The sequence below is a fragment of the Agrobacterium tumefaciens genome, from assembly GCF_017726655.1.
In the GTDB taxonomy this organism is placed as follows: domain Bacteria; phylum Pseudomonadota; class Alphaproteobacteria; order Rhizobiales; family Rhizobiaceae; genus Agrobacterium; species Agrobacterium tumefaciens_B.
The window spans coordinates 790268-808691 of sequence record NZ_CP072309.1; the positions used below are offsets into that span (position 1 = coordinate 790268).

An 18424-nucleotide genomic window follows, 5' to 3' on the forward strand; every position below is an offset into this window, starting at 1 on the left:
CAACATTGGCCCGCTTGTTGACTGCGCCCGGTGGGATATCGTTGCGCACGCGAATCGCAACCCGGAGGACCAATGCGCCAGCAGACTAGGCCGTTCATCGTCGAACGCAAACCGTCCCGCAAACCCAGACCTGACGCTGCAGAACCGTCGATCTGGGGAAGGCTGGAAGCTGACATTGCACAAGGTCTTAGCGATCAGCGGGATATGGAACACGTGGCCGCCACCGGTGGTGACGATCGCGCTTGAAATTCACGCCGCAGCTTTCACATCGGTTTCCGGCTGCAGCGAATGCAGAAAACTCACAGCGCGTTGCCCATGGGCCGCCGCCTGAAAGATCGCCCGCTTGTCGTTGGCCAACACCGACAACCACGACTGCAGGTAAGAAGCGTGATCCGGCCGCGGTTCGAGCTCTGGTGCGATACCGAGATCGGCGCAGAGGAAGCAACTGCCGAGCTCGGCAATGAGTTCTTCCTGTGCCCGCTCCGTCTGGTCCTTGGCATAACGCGACAGGTCGCGTCCCACACGATGTTCAGCCGCCGTCCAGTGTGTCGCCTCATGACTGAGGACGGCCGCGTATCCGGCAGCATCGCGAAACGCCTCAAACGGTGGCATCTGAATGTAGTCCATGACCGGAGAATAGTAGGCCCGGTTGCCGCCGTGCCGGATGACAGCGCCTGTATTGCGGAAGAAGCGATCGGCGCTCTCGATCCGCTCGATCGGATCAACGACCCTGGCGGGCGGGACATAATAGCTGTCGGGCAAACCGTCGATTTGCTCGACGTTGAACACCGAATAGGCCTTCAGGAACGGGATCTCCCGATCGACCTCGTTTCCGTTTCCGTCCGGTTCGGACTTGGTGAAACGGCTGGCGAAGACGACGGTCGAGCCGGTTTCGCCCTTGCGGACAGCTCCTCCCAATTCAAGCGCCTGCTTGAACGTCATCCACATTGAGGAAGCGAAGCCATGCGATATCTGCTCCGACCATAGGAGGAGCACGTTCATGCCCGAATAGGGAAGGCCATTGTGGCGTACGGGTCGACTAATACGGCCACCGGTGTTGGCAGCGCTCCACGGTTTCATCCAGGGACGGACGCCCTGTTCCAGATCCTCGACGATCCGATCGGTGATCCGCTTGTAGATGTCCACACGGTCCGATCCTGATTTCTTTGTCATGACTCTTTTCTCCTTTTCTCGGGGACCGCGCCGATCGCGGCCCGCCACGGAGGTCCGAAGTCAGGGGCCGATGGTGTGGCCGTGCACCGAAGGCCGTAACAGCGTGGAGGACGGCAAAGCCGTTGCATGGGCGCCCGGCTCCTGCAGGACCATCGAACGGGACGGGCCGCGATCGGCGCGCCTCCGCTCTCTTTTCGACACAAGAAAAGGCCGGCGCCTGTGGGGCGCCAGCCTGAAAGAGGGGAATGGCGGGGAATGCCCCACCGAGTGCGTCATCCGAGTGCCGCCATCTGAGCCTCGGCCGCTTTGCGGTCGAGCGATGCAACCGGGTTTTCGACTGGGCGGTCGAAGGGCTTCCAGGTCTCGCCGACGACCTGTTCATAGGCGGCTACCGCGCCCTCGGCTGCCATCCGGAGTGCGTGGGACTGGATGCCCATGTCGGCCGCGAATTCCCGCTTGCGCTGGGCGGCGCTATCGTAGCCGACCGGACCATCGAGATCCTCGTCGCGGGCTTCGTTCGATGCCTTGGCAGTTGCGTCGCGTGCTTCGGTAACGGCGCGGGAGTAGAACTGCCCGGCGCCGTGCGCCGATCCGACGAAGGCCCCGACGATGCGCTGCAGGTGGATCTGCATGGCCTTCTCGCCCAAACCTTCGGAGAGGCTGTCGGCAGTCTCGAGGATCAGCCGCTCATGCAGGCTGCGGATACCATCGCTGTCGACGACTGCTGTGCCAAAGCTTTCGGAGATCTTGAGAGCCTGGGAGGCATCGGGGCACGAGAGGCGGACCATTTCGAGGGTTACTCCGCGGCGAGCTTGCGAGATCCGTGCGTTGGAGCGGTTTGGAGTTGCGGACTTGGCCATATTCATTCCTTCCTGGCTGCCGAAGCGGTTCCGGCCCGTGCCGGTTTGCCCTTCGGTGCGGTTGACCAGAACCGGCAAAGGACGGGCGGCTTCACAGGTCCGATCCGGCTGAACAAGCAGGGCAGGTTTGCGGGCCGGCAGGTTCCGACCTGCTTGGGATCGCGAGGCTGCTCTCGCGCGGAGAGGTTGGATCGGCCGCTCAGCGGCGCGACAGCGGCCTTGAAACGCCCGGCCGCCGGTTCAGACCGCAGCGAACAAGAAGGGCAGTCCGACACGGGCCCGATATCTGTCTCCAGCGGGAAGGAACTGATATGGCCAAGCCCTTCATGCCGCTGACATCAAAGACCGGCAAGTCCAGCACCTGCACCCTCTTCGCGGGTCTGCCTATGTCGCCGGATGATGCACAGGTCGCTTGTCGCGATGCCTTAGCTCATCGATGACCTGCTCTTGCACCACCAGCCTGCAGGCAATGACGTGGAGTTCGACCCACCGCTCGAAGGTAAGGCGATGGACGAGCTCATGATGATATGTACGAGAGCCGCATCTTAGACGATTGCGGCTCTGGGCCTTTACCGTCGTCGCCTGTCTTCTGGCGCGCGACGCAATCTGCCAGGTCAGACATTCCAGATGCCGCTGGATTTCACGCCGGGCACCAATTGCTTTCGCCAGCGGTTTCGAAACGCCGATGTCGATCATGAGTCCTCCCACAGGCTTTGCCAGCCGGCAAAGGAAGACGGCCTGTCAGCGGATACTCGCCGTCGACTTCGAAGACGGTAACCGGGACCATCAGGTCGCGGGAAAGCTGGAAGGCGTGGGACTGTGCGAGCGTGAGATCATACGACATTTGAAGGCTCCATTGGGAGCGGGTCAAATCCGGCTCGATGGCTCCTAAAAAGGCGCGGTCACGGGCGCGATCACCGCGCAGGCGAAGCCAAGCGGCCGCAGCTCGCTGGCGGACCCTTCACGGGTTGATCGTGGAAGATCCGGGACTGGGCCAGGACGCCATTACAAGAGAGCGGGATTGGACTTGATCCGCCTGGTCCGACTGAATCTCGCTGAAATCAGCTTGCAGACGTTCGGAAAGCCTTTCGCCACGAACTATAGGCTGGCCGGTTTGCCGTCGAGTAGGATAGCTGCGTCGGTATAGAGGCTCGGATACCTCCAGTTTAGTTCGCATCTGCCTGAGAATTCGGGGGGAGACCTCGAATATGCCGCAGCAAACCGGGAAGCGCCCAAATCCCGTTGCTCGGCCAAGCTCCTCAAGCTCCGCGCCGGCGCGTTCATACAGTCGCTTTAAGTGGGGTTCGTAGTTCGATACTAATGTCTCGATCCCATGGTCGAGCGCCACCTCACACAAAGCGAGCAAAAGCTTACAAAACGCCTGATCCGGGCGCAACTCGGGCATGTCGCGGCTGATAGCGTCTTCGTCAATGCACATACGCGTGCCCTCCCATATCGTGGGGGCAACTAAGTCGCACGAATTGGGAAAGGTCGTCCGGAAGACGTCGTATAAGAGAGTTGGCCCGGTCGTCGGCAAGAGCCGGACCGTTCCGTAAAGCCTCTTTCCCTCATCATCACACCAGAAAAGGTAGGCGGGATCCAGAGTATCATACAAGTCCTTTTCCATTTCTCCGGACACTGCAACTTTCCAGCCCAGCAGATCCGCAAAAACTCGTTTTCGCAGCAGGAAAGACTGATCGATCAAGTGGGAGAATTTTTCGAACTGATGGGCCTGAACTAAAAGATACATGGGCGTCTCCAACGTGTGTGCGTTGCAGCATGCCAATGTCTCGGGAAGGGTCGTATTCCCCTGGAACGGCACCCTCAGATAGGGGTATTGGCGTAGGGATTGATGAGGCGTAGCTGAATTGCTCGGGCTGTTGCCGCAGTTGTGGTCAAGCATCCCAGCTTATAGCGGGCAGACTTGAGATAGGACCGTGTCGTGTGCTCAGAAAGACCAAGTATGAGCGCCAAGCCTTTGTGATCGTTGCCAAGCGCTAGCCAATGGAGGCATTCCATCTCGCGAGGGCTCAACAGTGGCACAGGGTCGTGACGACCAAAGACTTCGAAAATTGCTTTTCGATGTATGAGACGGGTGAGCTCAAGCCATTCGTCCCGAGCATCGGCGACGATGTCGTTCCATTCTTCGTTTGAGGCCGAAGAATTGAGAGAAAGAAGTGCACGACGCGATTTGTCGGCGACAGGTATCGAAAAGCCGTTCCTACCGATGCCATGCCGGGCGGCATCCAGCAGAAATTCCTGTGCTGCTTTGGTCGCCTCGACGTCTCGCCAATCGAATGGAAGCTGGCGGAGAAAACCCTCTACGACGATGGGGTCAACCGAAACGTATCCTCGCAACAGGTAACGGGCGACCCACGCTTCGTTATAGGTTGTTCGCACAAATGGCGCGTCAACCAAGCTCGCCGAGGTTTGCGACAGGTGGTACGTCACATGATCGATGCGATATGATCTCTGGAATATGGCGAGAGCACTGGCAACGTCGTCGCAGGCGTCGATTTCAGAATACGCTAAGTGCAAACGCGGGGACTGATCATCCAAATCCATTACGGGCCTATACTTTGTACGCGGCGTTGCCGTCATCGAAGCGGCAAAGCAACATATTTGCTAACATATTGTTTTTGTTAGATTTGTGGCAGCAAGGTTGAATTGTCGCAGATTGTGCAAAGTTAAAATGTCAGCTGTCGCTTTGCCAGCGTTAGAAATGCGACATTGGCGCTGACGAGTAGCCCCCGACCGAACCGGCTGGGCCGGGTTGCAAGGGCAGGGAGGGGGCGGGTGAAAGACACCCTGCGGCTTTAGCTTTCTCAGTCACCACGACAGCTTTGGGCAAAAAAGCCGCTTTTATTCAGCCGCGTCCATTCTAGCTAGAGCTTTTTGCCGCCTCGCGATGACCTTCGGATCGTTCATAAAATCCGTCCGCCGACCAGGTTTACGACCCGTTGGCTTGTAGCCGTTCTTGCTGCTGTTGGTCTTGGGGGTCACGACCTTGTGGCGATCCTGCTGCTCCTTGATATAGGCCAATACATCACCGAGACGCTTGTTCTCCACGACCGCAGCATGCGTCACGCTCTGGTCCTTGTCGAAGGTCCTGTAGAGTAATGAGTGACCTTTCCATCTGATATCGAGGCGACCATCGGCATAGGCATAGGTCTCGACATACCTGCCGACCAAACCGCGCGTGATGTCGTTCTCTTCGAGCATGATGCGTTTGCGTTCATAAGAGAATGTCAGCTGCGCGCCGACATATCTTTCTTCACGTTTGCAGAGAATATCCTTCAGCCTGTCTGCTGTCATGTTGACAGGTCGATGAAGGTTGTCGGAACGGGCAGGGGTCACCGCAAAACGATCATTATAGTGTGAGATGAATGTCGGCAGAAAGGCATTCCCGGCTTCCATGTCGCTGATCCTGGCCAGCCGCAATTCTTTGACGAGTCGATCTTGAAGCGTTCGGTTCATACGCTCGACGCGGCCTTTGGCCTGACTGGAATTGGCGCAGAGAATCTCGATGTGCAGCTCTGATAACGCCCGACCGAACTGCGTCATGCCCTGGCCGCCCTTGGGGTCTTTCTTTGCCACCCTGAAGACCGAATGCTTGTCGGAATAGAAGGCAATCGGTGCGCCGTGCTCTTCGAGGTAAAGCGCCAGTGCCTCGAAATAGGTGAAGGCGCTCTCCGATCGAACAAACCGGAGCTGCATCAGCTTGCCGGTGGCGTCGTCAACAAATACCAGCAGAGAGCAGGCCGGACCACGATCCTCAAACCAGCGATGCTCGGAGCCATCGATCTGCACCAGCTCGCCATAAGCCTCACGCCGCAACCGCGGCTGATGAAATGTCCGGCGCTGCTTTCTCGAAAGCCAAATTCCGGCCTCCTGCATCCATTTGCGTAGCGTCTCACGCGAGACTGTGACGCCGTGCTCCTCCTGAAGCTTCTCGGCCGCGAGCGTAGGTCCGAAATCAAGATAGCGTTCACGCACCAGCATCAAAACATAATCGCGAACGCCGCGGGCGATCTTATTATTCGACGGTCGCCCGATCGCCTTGTGTCGGATCGACGCAGCACCGGTTATCTCAATACGGTCAAGCAGGCGCTGGACATGGCGCTTGCTGATCGCCAGCACATGCGCCGCTTTGACAATAGTCATGCGGCCATCAACGACTTTGGACAGCACCTCTATCCTATGCAGGTCGCGCTCGCTCATCGTAATCAATCCCATCTGCAGTCTCCCAGAGGTCAATCAGACGCGGGGAGTGTGACATTCTAACTTTGCAGAAACAGGACATTTTAACTTTGCGGCTACAAGATTTTATCGCATAATCTATCTTATGGAACTTTTGGATGTGCCGGCGTTTCCGCCACGCTTCGCCCATTTTCCACGAGCCACGCCTTCAGCGCTACGCCATTTTCTCCAGCGTGACGACTGTATCGGGATCACGCTTCGCAGCCGAATGAGTGCTGCGCTAGTGTGAAAGCTATCCTGGCCACCCAATCGCCACTCCAAGACGGTTTTCCGTCTTATGAAATATAACGTACCCACCGCGATCCTAATTCTGCCGCCAATATCTGATCCTACGGAGCATCACACGTCGCGCGGGTTAAACGTAAACTCTATACGGCATCCTCCAGGCTCGTAGATCATAAAGTGCATCTTCGGCCCCGCTCCAGAAGCTTGCGGGGCAAATTCGACGGCTGTTCCTGGCCACGCACTGATCCGAGCAAATAATTGAACGAACTCGGCTTCAGAACGTGTTTTCAACGCGAGGTGATGCAGGCCGACGTTTTGACGTCGGTCAAAACTCACGCACAAATTCTGGTCAGCTACCTGCCAAAGTGTAATCTTGACAGTGCCATCGCTAACGAAAGCAGCTGGATAATCCAGACGCTCGCCAATCTTTTCCCAGCCCAGACAGTCCGTGAAAAACGATAGAGACCTGGCAACGTTAGGTACGGTGAGGCCGATATGATCTAACCCGCCCGAGACAAAACTGTCTTCGGTCAATCCGCTCATGATTTCTCCTTTGACGTCGGGAAGGTTTAAGGCCGTTCAAGAATGAACGTCTAGCCAGCCGCACGCGAGCCACCGTTTGGGGAACTTTAAGGCGACGGCTAGCGCGGATATATAACAACAATTTCACGTATAGAACGGCACGATCAGAAAAGCGTTTGGCTGCCCTGTGGAGTCGCGTTCGCTTTATCCCAGTTGAAACCGACGCCTGACCAGCTTCAAGGGACCAATCACCGTAGGCGGTTCTATTGGAGCACAACGCCTACCACCTCTGAGCGATTGTCCCGGCCGTGGCGAAATGCTGCAATTTCATCGTGGCGACCCCGTCGCAACTGCAAACCGAACAGCGATCAGCCACTATCGGATCCTAACTGGGAGTTCTGCGGCGGACCGTTGAAGCGTTAATCGGTACGATGGCGGTTGCCACAATTACAGGATCGCCGTCACATTGACCAAGGCCTGGACGGACTACGATTGGCCACCAAGTGGCACGACGATCGATGGGCCTGGTCGTAAACAATGAGGATTCCGGTTTGGAGGCAAGAATGTGCATCGCGGTTATCGCCCATGTGTACAGAGTCCTATGTGAGACTACATGGCCCGGCCTTCGACCAGACCTGAAGATAACACTGCCATCCAGACCGCCATGGCGACCATCATCAGGTTCTCGGTCAACGACACGAAGCCAAGCGGAACATCGCTGGACCCACCGACGCAAGCACACTTCAACTCACGCCGATCGATGTAGACGGCCTTGAACACGGACACTGCGCCGATCATACCAATTACGAGTGCCACCGGGATCGAAATGTAATTCAACGCCCCGGCCACCATCAGGACCCCTGCCGCGCCCTCCGCGTAAGGATAGATATAGCTGTAAGGCACCCAGCGCTTTGCCAGCAGGTCGTAGTTCAAGAACATCGTCGCAAAGGATTCGACGTTCTGAAGCTTGAGCAACGCCAACACAACCATTGAGAAGCCAATGAACCACTCTGCAGACTTCAGAGTGAAGGGGTTACCACTGACTGCGTTGCTCGCTGCCATCGCCATGAGAGCGGTCATTGAAAACAAAACGACGACCGGGCGATATGTGGTCTGTTTGGGGTCGACCACCTTCTTGCCAAGAAAGCGCCTCGTGTCGTCATGACCACCAATGCGGTCGCCAGCCACGAAGACCTGCGGTGTTGTCGCAACACCATGGTCTCTCTTGAACGCATCCGTATCGGTACGTGTCGTCAATTGATTGTCTTCGACCTCGTAGCCTGCACTCTCCAGCAGGTGCTTGACCTTCAGGCCGTAGGGGCAGGTGTGTTCAGGCGTCACCATGCGATAGATGACTGCTTTCTTCGAATTCTGGACCTGGTCCAACATCTCACATCTCCTTTTGTCTTGTGAAAGCGTTGGCAAGACCATAGCCTCCGTACTGTGGTACGGAGTCAATAGCCCATGAACATTACTATTGGAAAATTCGCTGAAGCCGGGAGAGTTGGGGTAGAGACGGTCCGCTATTATCAGCGCAGAGGCCTTCTGCCGACCCCTACCGGGTATAATGGGGTCCGTCGTTACGGTATCGAAGATCTTCGCCGCCTCAAGTTCATCAGGCAGGCTCAGACAGCGGGTTTCTCGCTTGACGAGATTAAGGAGCTTTTGGATCTCGACGCTGGCGATGACCGCGCCACTGCTCGCGAACTGGCTAAGATCCGGCTCGCATCTCTCGATAAGCGCATCGCGGAGCTGGAGCGCGCAAGGAGTTCGCTCCGGCGATTGGTCAGTGAATGCGCTTCTGAAAGCACTGGTCCGTGCCCGATACTGTCATCCTTTGGCATCTGACCGCCCAAGGATTATGCCATTAAACCTCCGCTGGGAGTGCACCACGCTTGGTATTTGACCTCCTCCCTTCTCGCATGAGGCCGCCGGGAACGAGCGATGCGTTCCCAGATTTTCGAATGATTTGAGGGGTAACGATAATGTCGCATCAACAAGCCTGTTTCGGAAGGAGAGCCAGCATCATCGTGAGGATGGGGATCGAGACGTGACCGACCTTGGAGCTTATCTGAGAACAAGCGGCAACTTTGAAGCTCGATCGAGCCGAACCTGAACTTACATCCGAAGGTGAATGCCACCCCTCTCATCCAGCAGATAACCTCAAACTATCCGTTTGCTTCGACCATGAGTGAATACAAGCAATCACCCCGCTCGGTTAGTGTCGGAAAGCGGCGGCAGATGACGACACCATCGGCTTCGAATAAAAGCTTCTCGGGCGCAGCGAGCGGATCGTCGAAAGAATGCAGCAGGCCAGCGGCTTGACCTTTGATCACGTTCTCTCCGCAATCAATAAAAGGCTCGAAAAGCCCACCCCGAGGCGCATAAACCGACCCGGTACGGCTAAGCGAGCGCATGAACTTCGTTCCGGGCGACTCCGCCGTGTCGACGTCCGGCGCGATACCATAAGCTTTGAGCACGCGCCGCAGGCCGTTCTTGGCAATGGACAAACCATGCGCAGAGAGGGTTCCGCCGCTTCCAAGCTCCGTGGTCAGTGCCGGAATGCCATACTGTTCTGCTGCGGCGTAAAGGGTACTCCCCGCGCCACCACCCTCGCCTGTCGTCACCACGCTATACGGCGCCCCGAAAGCTTGGAGGAGGGTGCGAATTTTTGCAGTCGTTTCCGGATTAAGGCCTGGACGAGCGAGCGCTACCGGATAGTGATCGAGCGACTTTCCCCCTGAGTGCAAATCTATGACGATGTCCGACAGTGGGAAAAGGACGGTTTCGACGTAATGTGCAATCATTGCTGTCGGTCCGCCATTGGCGTCGCCTGGGAAAAGGCGGTTCAAGTTGCCGTCATCAAGCGGTGAAACCCGCTTTCCGGCAACCACAGCCGGATAATTCAGTGCGGGAAGAATGATGATCCTGCCCTGGAGTTCTGTTGCGGTAATCGTTCGAGCCAGCTCCAGCAGCGCGATCTGGCCTTCATATTCATCGCCGTGATTGCCGGCCGTTAGAAGGGCCGTCGGCCCGTCGCCGTTGCGGATGCAAATCATCGGAACAGGGATCCACCCATAGGCGGACTTGTCCGAAGAAAATGGCACGCGCACATAATCTGACTGTTTTCCGTCCTTCTCGAAATCGATCCTCGTCCAGGCACGGGTCGCTGCCATGTGTGTTCCTTTCTGAAATACTCGATTAAGTTAGAGAATCTGCTGCAGGAAGGAACGCGTGCGTTCATGCTGCGGATTGGCAAAAAAGTCGGCGGGCGGCGCAGCCTCAACGATTGAGCCTGCATCCATGAAGATGATCCGGTCGGCGACCTCTCGGGCGAAGCCCATTTCGTGCGTGACACAGATCATTGTCATCCCGTCTTCGGCCAGAGACCTCATGACATCGAGAACCTCTTTGATCATCTCTGGATCGAGTGCGGAGGTCGGCTCGTCGAACAGCATAACCTTGGGATTCATGCAGAGCGCCCGTGCGATCGCGACACGCTGCTGCTGCCCGCCGGAAAGCTGGCTGGGGTATTTGCGGGCCTGCTCGCTGATGCGCACCCGCCCCAGCATCGCCATGGCGATCTCCTCAGCCTGTTCACGGGCGATGCCCCTCGCCCGCGTCAGCGCCAACGTACAGTTCCGAAGCACGGTCAAGTGTGGGAAGAGATTGAAATGCTGAAACACCATGCCGACATCGCGGCGCAGTTCATGCAGCCGCGCGACCTTGGCGCCGATCTCGCGGCCATGCACAACAATCTCGCCCTCCTGGTGACGTTCCAGCTGGTTAATGCAGCGAATGAGCGTGGATTTGCCTGAGCCAGAGGGGCCGCAGATTACAATCTGCTCTCCCTGTCGCACCTCAAGACTGATATCCTTGAGGACCTGGAACGTGCCGAACCACTTGTTGAGCCGCTGCACCTGCACAGCGGGGTGTTTTTCTGTAACGACCATCGTGGTTCACCGCCTGGATGAGAGGAGAAGCCGCTCCTCGAGCAGCCGGACCAGCTGAGCGATGGAAACGGCAAGGATGAGGAAGACAATACCGACGATTGCCATGGGCTCCGCATACCGGAAGGTATCGGACGCGACCTGCATGGAAGCGCCCAACATTTCGTTGACGCCGATGACAGCGAGATACGGCGTCGATTTGAGAATACCGACAAAATAATTGCCCATCGGAGCCGCGATATTGCGAAGCATCTGAGGAGCGATGACAAAGACTGTGGCATCGAAGCGCGTCAATCCGATTGCTTTGGCTGCTTCGAACTGGCCTGAAGGAATGGCCTCGATACCGGCCTTGAACACTTCTGCAAGGTAGCCGCTGTAATAGATGCTGAGGCCGACGACGCCGACGGCGAGCGCCGGCAGTGTCACACCGTAGAACGGCAGCACAAAATAAAGGAAGTAGATCTGCACGAGAGCCGGCGTCGAACGGATGAAGTCGATCACAAAGCGGACAAGCCATCCAATGTATCGATTGGAGCGCCGCATCATTTCCAGCGAAAACCCTAGCAGCGAGGCGCCGATACAGGCAGCTATCGCGACAAGTATCGTCGTCGGAATCGCCTCAACCACGACCGGCAGCATCGACAGCGCGAATTGGACATCAAAGTTCACGATTGCCCCTCCCCTGCGGCATAGTCCGCCGCTCTAGCCAGCGCCCTAAGACCGTCGCGGGATAGCAGATGATGAAGTATGCGAGGAGCAACGCGCTGTAGATGCCCGCGGGATTGAAGGTGACCTGGTTGATCTCCATTGCCCGATGCGTCATGTCTGAAAGCGTAATCAATGAAACAAGAGCCGTTCCCTTAACCAACTGAATGAACTGATTGACGAAAGTCGGCGTCATGGCCGCGAAAGCCTGAGGCAGTTCGATGAGGCGGAGTATCTGATGGCGGCGGAGACCGAGTGCGAAACCCGCCTCCACCTGTCCCCGGTCGAGCGCCTGCAGCGCTGCCCGAACCGATTGGCTTCCATAAGCGCCGATATGAAGGCCGAGCGTCATTGCCCCCACGGCGACACCGGAGAGCGTGATGCCCATTCCCGGGAGCGTGTAATAAAACACGAACATCAGTACCAGTATTGGCGTGCTACGCCAGAACTCGATGACCGACGTCACGAGCGTGCGGCGCCAACCGGCAGTAAAATACTGCAATATCCCGAACACCAGAGCGAATGGCACGGCATAAAGCATGCCGTACAGTGTGACCGATGCGGTCACACTGAAACCTTCAAAGATGCCGGAGAGGATAGCCGTGAAGGTCACGTCCTTACCTTCCTATTAAGCGAGTGCGGGTTTATTTCCCGGCGCATATATCCAGCGTCGTTTTCGACGGAGCCATATCGGAATCCGCGAAGCCGTATTTGGACATGATCTTCCGGACCGTGCCGTCGGCGATCATCTTCGCAAGCTGCTTGTTGTAGGCATCACGTAGGTCTTTATCTTTCGATCGGAAGGCGACGGCGGTATACATGGCCGCCTCGGTGCCATCTGCTTTCAGCAGCCCTTTGAAAGGCATTGCCCGTTCCAAACCGGCAAGGTTCGGGTCGGCCAGCAGGGCCTGTGCCGACGGAGCGGAAATCGTCGCTGCATCGGCGCGGCCCGAAAGAATGGCTGCGAGCGTTGCCTGAGCGTCCGTCAGTTGCAACACCTGATCTGTCGGGACGCCGGCGTCGAGCGCGTTCTTCGTGTTGAGCGACCCACGCCCACCGGAAAGCTTGATATCCGGGTTCTTGGCGATGTCAGCATAACTATGGATGTTTTTCGGATTGCCCTTCTTGACGATCAGCCCATCCAGGACGGAAAGGTCAGGTTCGCTAAAGACCACCTGGCCGCACCGCTCCGGGGTAATTGATATTCCCGACGCGATCATGTCGAAGCGATTGGCGTTGAGGCCGGGTATCAGTGCCCCGAAGTCAGAGATGACGAAATCGATCTGCTTGACGCCAAGCGGTTCGAAGGCAGCGCGCACGAGATCGGGATGAAACCCGGTCACCAATCCGTCCGGGCCACGAAACCCCCAAGGCGCGCGGTTATGGATTCCGACGGTGAGTTTGCCGTCGGCGACTGCCTCCTCAATTGTTTTTGCTGCCGATGTCGACGGTAGTCCGGCTAGGCCAAGCAAAGAAAGCGCGGCGAGGCTAATCGCAATGCGGCGCGTGAACTTGTTCATGTCATTCCCCTTTTTGTTATAGTCGATGAATTCGCTGCGTCAGCCAGCTTTGCGCGTTTCGGTCTGAGCAGTGCGGTCTGCGATATCCGCGAAGAACGTCTCGATATCAGTCATGAGGTCATCAGGGTCTTCCAGGCCGACGCTGACGCGAAGGATCAGGTCGTCGCCTTCCCATTGCGTAGCGCTGCGGTAGTGCTTGATCGGCATGGGAGCCATGAGGCTGCGCGTGCCACCCCAGGAGGCGCCAATTGCGAAGGTCTTCAAGGTATCGAGTGCCGCGGCGACATGCGGGATCGCCTGGGGCCGGAACGTCACGCTGAAGACACCGCTCGAGCCTAAGAAGTCGCGTTTCCAAATGGCATGGCCTGGAAAATCGGGAAGCGATGGATAAAGAACCTGATCGACGACGGGATGTTGACGGATCCACTCGATCAGCGTCTCCGCGCCGGCCGCTGAATGCTTTAGCCGAACGCCGAGCGTTTCGAAACCACGCAGCACGAGCGAAGCGTCGTCCGGAGAGACCCCGATCCCGAAACGCCCAAGTGTCGAACGGATGGGCGCAATGAGGCTTTGATCCTTGACGGTAAGGGAGCCCATCAGCAGATCGGAATGGCCCGAGACGTACTTGGTCAGGGCCTCTGTCACCATATCTGCGCCCAGCGCCAGCGGTTTGTAGTTCAGCGGCGTCGCCCAAGTGTTGTCGCAGCCGACCAGTGCGCCGTGATGGTGGGCGATTTCGGCAATACGCGGCAGATCCTGGATTTCCATAGTCGTTGAGCCAGGCGACTCGCACCAGACGATCTTCGTCCTGTTGTCGATCTGACGCGCCAAATCTACGGCATCAACCGGGTCGTAATAGGCAACCTCGATACCGAAGCGGGTGAGATCCCGGTTGGCGAAATCACGCACCGGCGGATAGGAGGTATCGGCGATCAGCACTTTGTCGCCGGCTTGCACGAACGGCAGGATGCCGACCGCATTCGCTGCTTGTCCGGACGGCAAGAGGAAGGTCCATGCCCCTTGCTCCAGAGCGGTGAGCTTGGCTTCCAGTGTGCGGGTCGTGGGCGTTCCGTAGAGCCCGTAACTGTAACCGTCATGCCCTCTCTGGCCGCGCGAAGCGTATGCTGCCGCATTGTCGAACACGATCGTCGAAGCCCGGTGTGTCGCGACACCGAAGGATTCAAAGCCCTCGGTCTTGACCTTGGGTGTTACCACGCATTGCGTCAGGTCTTTCATGTCTTGTTGTTCCTTACGGGGCTTTTCGCCTTGCAGACTATCTGTCCGAAAGAAGCACGCTGCTTGCTATTCCGTCCAATATTAAGATTGATGCAGGCTATTCTCATTGGTTATGGATTAGGAGGCCTCCATGGATATGAACATCCGCCACCTTGAGGTGTTTCATGCGGTCATGACAAACGGCACGGCCTCTCGGGCCGCGGAGGTGCTGCGCATTTCTCAGCCTGCGGTAAGCAAAGGCATTCAGGAACTTGAACGTATTCTCGGCCTCGATCTTTTTCATCGAATCAAAGGCAGAATGCTGCCAACAGCCGAAGGCCAGCTCTTCTTCCGAGAAGTGGAAGGGTCCTTCTCCGGCCTCATACATCTCAGAAGTGCTGCAGCGCGCATCCGAGATTTCGGGTCCGGTGAAATCCGTGTCGCCAGCCTTTCTGCCCTCAGCACCAATGTGATACCAAAAGCCCTTCGAGCATTTCAGGCGCTCCATCCCAATGTCGCTATCACCTTCCAGGCGCGCATGTCCTCGATCGTGAAGGACCTTGTGGCGGGCGGGCAGTTCGATGTCGGGCTTGCTGCTGACGAGATCGACGTGACCGGCGTCGAAGCCCGGCCGTTCGCCCGCTACCGGGTGGCGATTGCAATACCCGCAGGACATCCGCTTGAAGCACGCCAGACGATCGAGCCGTCAGATCTTGACGGGCAAAATTTCATTGCCCTTTCACCGGAGGATACGACCCGGCGGGAAGCGGATATCATCTTCGCGGAGCAGGGAATAAAGCCAAAGATGGTGCTGGAAACGCCCTATTCTACGACAATATGCGCAATGGTGCAGGCAGGCCTCGGGGTGGGCATGGTCAATCCCATGACCGCGGAACCCTACATTGGAAACGGCCTCTCCCTTCGACCGTTCGCCGCGGCAGTACATTTCCGGACGCTGATGCTTTTGCCGCCCAACCGCCGGCCATCACGGATCGTGTCGGACTTCATCGAGGAACTTCTTAAGCATTCCAGCTTCGAGCCCTAGTGATGTCGACTGCATGAAGAAGACTTACATCGACTGGTGACGCGCAAGGTGAGCAGGACGCTCAAGCGGTCAGGAAATCGGCCAATCGAGGACAGACGAAATCGAGAAAGATCCTGACGCGATGTGGCAGTCTAGGACCGCCAAGATAAAGCGCGTGTATCTCTTCCTCATCCCCCTCAACAGCGTGCGAAAGGACCTCGACGAGGCGCCCGGCTCTGACGTCGTCGCGCACATGATAATCACCGAGCCGCGCGAGGCCCACGCCCGCTAGTGCCATCCGCCGCACGGTCTCACCATTGTTGGCAAGCAGAGGACCAGCAACCGTGCTATCGACTATTCTGCCGCTCTCTTTAAGAGGCCAGACAGGCGCCGCCCGCCGAAAGTTGAACCCAAGACAGTTGTGTTGATGGAGGTCCTCGACCGTTTCGGGCTCCCCGTGACGGTCGAGGTAGCTCCGGGACGCGACGATCTTGCGTGTGGCCACACCTATGCGACGGGCGATCGCGGTGGAGTCTTGTAGAGATCCTACGCGAAAAGCGACGTCTGTACGGTCACGGTAAAGATCGGTCATCTCATCGGACAATGACAGATCAACGATGATGTTTGGATGCGATTCCCAGAGCGCCGGAAGGACGGGCTCAAGACCCAGGACTCCAAAGGCGACTGACGCATTGACGCGGATAGTTCCGCTCGCGCTTGCTGCCCCGCGAGTGAGTTCGCGCTCGACTTCCGCGAAACCGGCTAACAACTCCGCGCTTTTCTCGTAGTAGATCTGACCTTCTTCAGTCAGGACAAGCTGGCGCGTCGAGCGCTCAAGTAACCGCACGCCCAGACGGCTCTCGATCCGGCTGATGAGTTTGCTCACGGTCGAAGGCGTCATCAGCAACGAGCGGGCGGCCTGCGAGAAGCTTCCCGCCTCGACCACGCGCTGAAACACTAACATCTCGCCAGCCCTGTTATCCATCACGGGTCCCTTCGATGAAATCGTTTCACAGATAAAGTGGAGCGACGCCGTATTATCAAGGCCTAAGATTGCACTTATCTTCTCGATTATGAAACTTCGCTTACGCAATTGGCGCCACAGGCAGTGGGCCGTCCGCGCGAGTTACCGGCATTTTTACCCCAAGCCGTGTCGAAGTGCGACGTGATCAATCAAAGGAGACTTCGAAATGGAAACCATTCGTGCTCATGGAGCCGTCATCCCAAAGCTTGGATTCGGCGTATTCCGAATGTCCGACGCGGAGGTGGAACGGGTTGTTCCAGCGGCGCTGGACGCGGGCTTTCGTCACTTCGACACTGCCCAGATTTATCAAAATGAGGCCGCACTCGGACGGGCTCTGGAAGCGGCCGGAGCTAAGCGTGCGGAACTTTTCCTCACCACCAAGGTCTGGGTGGACAATTACAGCCAGGACAGGTTCGCTGCGTCGGTGAACGAGAGTCTCGAGAAGCTGAGAACTGATCATGTCGATCTCCTTCTCCTGCACTGGCCGGGCGACAAAGTGTCCATTTCGGAGCAGATAGAGATGCTGAATGCTTTGAAGGCAGCGGGTAAAACTCGCTTCATCGGTGTCAGCAACCAGAATGTTTCGCAACTCAAAGAGTCGATCGCCGTGAGCAAGACGCCGATCGTAACAAACCAAGTCGAAGCACATCCGTACCTCGACCAGGCTCGGCTTATTGGCGCAGCGAGAGACGCAGGTGTGGCGCTCACAGCGTACTATGGCATGGCTGATGGAGCGGTCCCCCGTGATCCTGTTCTTAAGGAAATTGGCGCCCGCTATGGCAAGTCTGCCGCGCAGGTCGGGTTGCGCTGGCTTCTTCAAACGGGCTTTGTCGCTTTGACGAAGACCGCCAAGCCGGAGCGCGTCAAGGAGAACATCGACGTCTTCGACTTCGAACTCTCGGCCGATGATCTCGCGACGATCAGCAAGCTCGCGGCCCCCGGTGGTCGCCTCGTCAGCCCTCCGGGTCTGGCGCCCGCTTGGGACGCATGAGCCGACTGAGAAGGCTCTTTTGATTCCTCTAAATTATTAGAACCGCAAAAGGAGAAATGAACATGGTAGACTGGGCACCCTCCGCTTACGGACCAGAAGACGAAATTGGCGCAGCTAACCTTTTGACGCCGGACGTAACCTTGGCAGCAGTTCAACTGGTGAAGTCGGGACGCAGTTATCCGCTGGCCGTGCCGATCGACAGGCACCTGCCGGCGTTTCGTCACAGGAGCTTCAATCTCTACAACGTGCAGCCGGACGAAGCAGGCGGTACCAGCAAAGCGGCGAACAAGTTCACCTTCAATGATGAACTCGTAAACGGCTGGACCGGTGTTGGGACACAGCTCAACGGCATCGGCCACATCGGCATCGATTACGTCTACTACAACGGACACAAAGCGGCTGACTTCGTGACTGTTGAAGGGGTCACGAAACTTGGCATCGAAAAGGTCCCGCCGATGGTCACACGCGGCGTCGTGCTCGACATGGTCGCTCATTATGGTCAGCCGATCGTCCCTGAAGCGACCGAGTTCACCGTGATGGACATCCAGGCGGTACTGAAAAAGCAAGGCATCGGCCTTCGCACCGGTGACGTCGTCCTATTCAATACCGGCTGGCTCGAACTTATCGGTAAGGACGACAAAAAGTTCCTGGAAGTCGAGCCGGGAATTGGAATGGAAGCGGCTGAATGGCTGGCGGACCAAGGCATCGTGGCCTTCGGTGGGGACACCTGGGCCTCGGAGATTTACCCTGCGAAGGACGGCCAGGAATTTCCAGTCAACCAGTTTATGCTCGCAAAGAAGGGCATCTATAATCTTGAGTTGATTGATAGTCGTCCTCTAGTGCGGGACCAGGTTTTCGAATTTTTGTTTGTACTTGGGCAGCCGCTCTACAAGGGTTCGACCCAAGTCAACATCAATCCCGTCGCCATTTGCTAGGCCGAACCGGAGAATGTCAT

19 protein-coding genes and 1 pseudogene are annotated in these 18424 nt (G+C 57.3%); 5 read left to right on the forward strand and 15 right to left on the reverse strand.

Annotated features, from left to right (window positions below; translation table 11 throughout):
* The first annotated feature begins 72 nt into the window (after positions 1-72).
* On the forward strand, positions 73-246 hold the full coding sequence (locus AT6N2_RS17775) for a hypothetical protein (protein WP_209090494.1): 174 nt from the start codon (positions 73-75) through the stop codon (positions 244-246).
* A 3-nt stretch (positions 247-249) separates the two neighbouring features.
* Here AT6N2_RS17775 and AT6N2_RS17780 read toward each other — a convergent pair whose 3' ends face one another.
* The 8 genes and pseudogenes from AT6N2_RS17780 to AT6N2_RS17815 form a co-directional block, all read right to left on the reverse strand.
* Positions 250-1173 carry an ArdC family protein gene (locus AT6N2_RS17780; protein WP_209090495.1) on the reverse strand — a complete coding sequence of 308 codons (924 nt, stop codon included), beginning with the start codon at positions 1171-1173 and terminating at the stop codon, positions 250-252.
* Between the two features lie 272 nt (positions 1174-1445).
* Positions 1446-2033, reverse strand: coding sequence for a hypothetical protein (locus AT6N2_RS17785; protein ID WP_209091888.1), 588 nt, complete (start codon positions 2031-2033; stop codon positions 1446-1448).
* A 384-nt stretch (positions 2034-2417) separates the two neighbouring features.
* Positions 2418-2729, reverse strand: coding sequence for a hypothetical protein (locus tag AT6N2_RS17790; RefSeq protein WP_209090496.1), 312 nt, complete (start codon positions 2727-2729; stop codon positions 2418-2420).
* Positions 2730-3153: 424 nt separating this feature from the next.
* Positions 3154-3783 (reverse strand): annotated as a pseudogene (locus tag AT6N2_RS17795) (acyl-homoserine-lactone synthase); the annotation flags it as partial.
* 74 nt (positions 3784-3857) lie between these two features.
* Positions 3858-4598 (reverse strand): LuxR family transcriptional regulator, encoded by a 741-nt coding sequence (locus AT6N2_RS17800; protein WP_209090500.1) that lies wholly within the window; start codon positions 4596-4598, stop codon positions 3858-3860.
* Positions 4599-4895: 297 nt separating this feature from the next.
* Positions 4896-6269 carry an ISNCY family transposase gene (locus tag AT6N2_RS17805; RefSeq protein ID WP_209090501.1) on the reverse strand — a complete coding sequence of 458 codons (1374 nt, stop codon included), beginning with the start codon at positions 6267-6269 and terminating at the stop codon, positions 4896-4898.
* Between the two features lie 363 nt (positions 6270-6632).
* Entirely contained in the window at positions 6633-7061 is a 429-nt protein-coding gene (locus tag AT6N2_RS17810; RefSeq protein WP_209090502.1) for a VOC family protein, read from the reverse strand.
* A 588-nt stretch (positions 7062-7649) separates the two neighbouring features.
* Positions 7650-8429: a MauE/DoxX family redox-associated membrane protein gene (locus tag AT6N2_RS17815; protein WP_209090503.1), complete on the reverse strand. Its 780-nt coding sequence runs from the start codon at positions 8427-8429 to the stop codon at positions 7650-7652.
* 75 nt (positions 8430-8504) lie between these two features.
* Between AT6N2_RS17815 and AT6N2_RS17820 the strand changes: the two genes are divergently transcribed.
* Positions 8505-8888 (forward strand): MerR family transcriptional regulator, encoded by a 384-nt coding sequence (locus AT6N2_RS17820; protein WP_209090504.1) that lies wholly within the window; start codon positions 8505-8507, stop codon positions 8886-8888.
* A 320-nt stretch (positions 8889-9208) separates the two neighbouring features.
* On the opposite strand, the gene AT6N2_RS17825 is transcribed toward AT6N2_RS17820, so the two are convergent.
* Genes AT6N2_RS17825 through AT6N2_RS17850 form a run of 6 tightly spaced genes read right to left on the reverse strand, consistent with a single transcriptional unit; the run spans position 9209 to position 14451 of the window.
* A complete protein-coding gene (locus tag AT6N2_RS17825; protein ID WP_209090505.1) occupies positions 9209-10216 on the reverse strand; it encodes a succinylglutamate desuccinylase/aspartoacylase family protein in 1008 nt (335 codons plus the stop codon).
* A gap of 30 nt (positions 10217-10246) precedes the next feature.
* Positions 10247-10993, reverse strand: a complete 747-nt coding sequence (locus tag AT6N2_RS17830) for an amino acid ABC transporter ATP-binding protein (RefSeq protein ID WP_209090506.1) — start codon at positions 10991-10993, stop codon at positions 10247-10249.
* Between the two features lie 6 nt (positions 10994-10999).
* Positions 11000-11659, reverse strand: a complete 660-nt coding sequence (gene ehuD, locus AT6N2_RS17835) for an ectoine/hydroxyectoine ABC transporter permease subunit EhuD (protein ID WP_209090507.1) — start codon at positions 11657-11659, stop codon at positions 11000-11002.
* Entirely contained in the window at positions 11649-12308 is a 660-nt protein-coding gene (locus AT6N2_RS17840; RefSeq protein ID WP_209090509.1) for an amino acid ABC transporter permease, read from the reverse strand. Before AT6N2_RS17840 ends, ehuD begins: the two co-directional genes overlap by 11 nt.
* A gap of 31 nt (positions 12309-12339) precedes the next feature.
* Complete coding sequence (gene ehuB, locus AT6N2_RS17845) at positions 12340-13215, reverse strand: ectoine/hydroxyectoine ABC transporter substrate-binding protein EhuB (RefSeq protein ID WP_209090511.1); 876 nt, start codon at positions 13213-13215, stop codon at positions 12340-12342.
* Between the two features lie 39 nt (positions 13216-13254).
* The gene (locus AT6N2_RS17850) at positions 13255-14451 is read right to left on the reverse strand and encodes a trans-sulfuration enzyme family protein (protein ID WP_209090512.1); all 1197 of its coding nucleotides are present in this window, start codon (positions 14449-14451) and stop codon (positions 13255-13257) included.
* A 130-nt stretch (positions 14452-14581) separates the two neighbouring features.
* On the opposite strand from AT6N2_RS17850, the gene AT6N2_RS17855 reads away from it, so the two are divergent.
* Positions 14582-15475, forward strand: a complete 894-nt coding sequence (locus AT6N2_RS17855; RefSeq protein ID WP_233282528.1) for a LysR substrate-binding domain-containing protein — start codon at positions 14582-14584, stop codon at positions 15473-15475.
* A gap of 61 nt (positions 15476-15536) precedes the next feature.
* Here the strand turns inward: AT6N2_RS17855 and AT6N2_RS17860 are convergent, their stop codons facing one another.
* Positions 15537-16439, reverse strand: a complete 903-nt coding sequence (locus AT6N2_RS17860; RefSeq protein ID WP_209090513.1) for a LysR family transcriptional regulator — start codon at positions 16437-16439, stop codon at positions 15537-15539.
* Between the two features lie 205 nt (positions 16440-16644).
* Here AT6N2_RS17860 and AT6N2_RS17865 point away from each other — a divergent pair, with 205 nt between their 5' ends.
* Positions 16645-17469 carry an aldo/keto reductase gene (locus AT6N2_RS17865; RefSeq protein ID WP_209090514.1) on the forward strand — a complete coding sequence of 275 codons (825 nt, stop codon included), beginning with the start codon at positions 16645-16647 and terminating at the stop codon, positions 17467-17469.
* Positions 17470-17531: 62 nt separating this feature from the next.
* Entirely contained in the window at positions 17532-18404 is an 873-nt protein-coding gene (locus AT6N2_RS17870; protein ID WP_209090515.1) for a cyclase family protein, read from the forward strand.
* Positions 18405-18424 lie beyond the last annotated feature (20 nt).

Coding starts and splice junctions, on each gene's coding strand:
- AT6N2_RS17775 (WP_209090494.1), top strand. CDS start 73: ATGCGCCAGCAGACTAGGCCGTTCATCGTCGAACGCAAACCGTCCCGC.
- AT6N2_RS17800 (WP_209090500.1), bottom strand. CDS start 4,598: ATGGATTTGGATGATCAGTCCCCGCGTTTGCACTTAGCGTATTCTGAA.
- ehuB (WP_209090511.1), bottom strand. CDS start 13,215: ATGAACAAGTTCACGCGCCGCATTGCGATTAGCCTCGCCGCGCTTTCT.
- AT6N2_RS17855 (WP_233282528.1), top strand. CDS start 14,582: ATGGATATGAACATCCGCCACCTTGAGGTGTTTCATGCGGTCATGACA.
- AT6N2_RS17810 (WP_209090502.1), bottom strand. CDS start 7,061: ATGAGCGGATTGACCGAAGACAGTTTTGTCTCGGGCGGGTTAGATCAT.
- AT6N2_RS17850 (WP_209090512.1), bottom strand. CDS start 14,451: ATGAAAGACCTGACGCAATGCGTGGTAACACCCAAGGTCAAGACCGAG.
- AT6N2_RS17805 (WP_209090501.1), bottom strand. CDS start 6,269: ATGGGATTGATTACGATGAGCGAGCGCGACCTGCATAGGATAGAGGTG.
- AT6N2_RS17815 (WP_209090503.1), bottom strand. CDS start 8,429: ATGTTGGACCAGGTCCAGAATTCGAAGAAAGCAGTCATCTATCGCATG.
- AT6N2_RS17860 (WP_209090513.1), bottom strand. CDS start 16,439: ATGGATAACAGGGCTGGCGAGATGTTAGTGTTTCAGCGCGTGGTCGAG.
- AT6N2_RS17785 (WP_209091888.1), bottom strand. CDS start 2,033: ATGGCCAAGTCCGCAACTCCAAACCGCTCCAACGCACGGATCTCGCAA.
- AT6N2_RS17825 (WP_209090505.1), bottom strand. CDS start 10,216: ATGGCAGCGACCCGTGCCTGGACGAGGATCGATTTCGAGAAGGACGGA.
- AT6N2_RS17790 (WP_209090496.1), bottom strand. CDS start 2,729: ATGATCGACATCGGCGTTTCGAAACCGCTGGCGAAAGCAATTGGTGCC.
- AT6N2_RS17870 (WP_209090515.1), top strand. CDS start 17,532: ATGGTAGACTGGGCACCCTCCGCTTACGGACCAGAAGACGAAATTGGC.
- AT6N2_RS17820 (WP_209090504.1), top strand. CDS start 8,505: ATGAACATTACTATTGGAAAATTCGCTGAAGCCGGGAGAGTTGGGGTA.
- AT6N2_RS17780 (WP_209090495.1), bottom strand. CDS start 1,173: ATGACAAAGAAATCAGGATCGGACCGTGTGGACATCTACAAGCGGATC.
- AT6N2_RS17865 (WP_209090514.1), top strand. CDS start 16,645: ATGGAAACCATTCGTGCTCATGGAGCCGTCATCCCAAAGCTTGGATTC.
- AT6N2_RS17830 (WP_209090506.1), bottom strand. CDS start 10,993: ATGGTCGTTACAGAAAAACACCCCGCTGTGCAGGTGCAGCGGCTCAAC.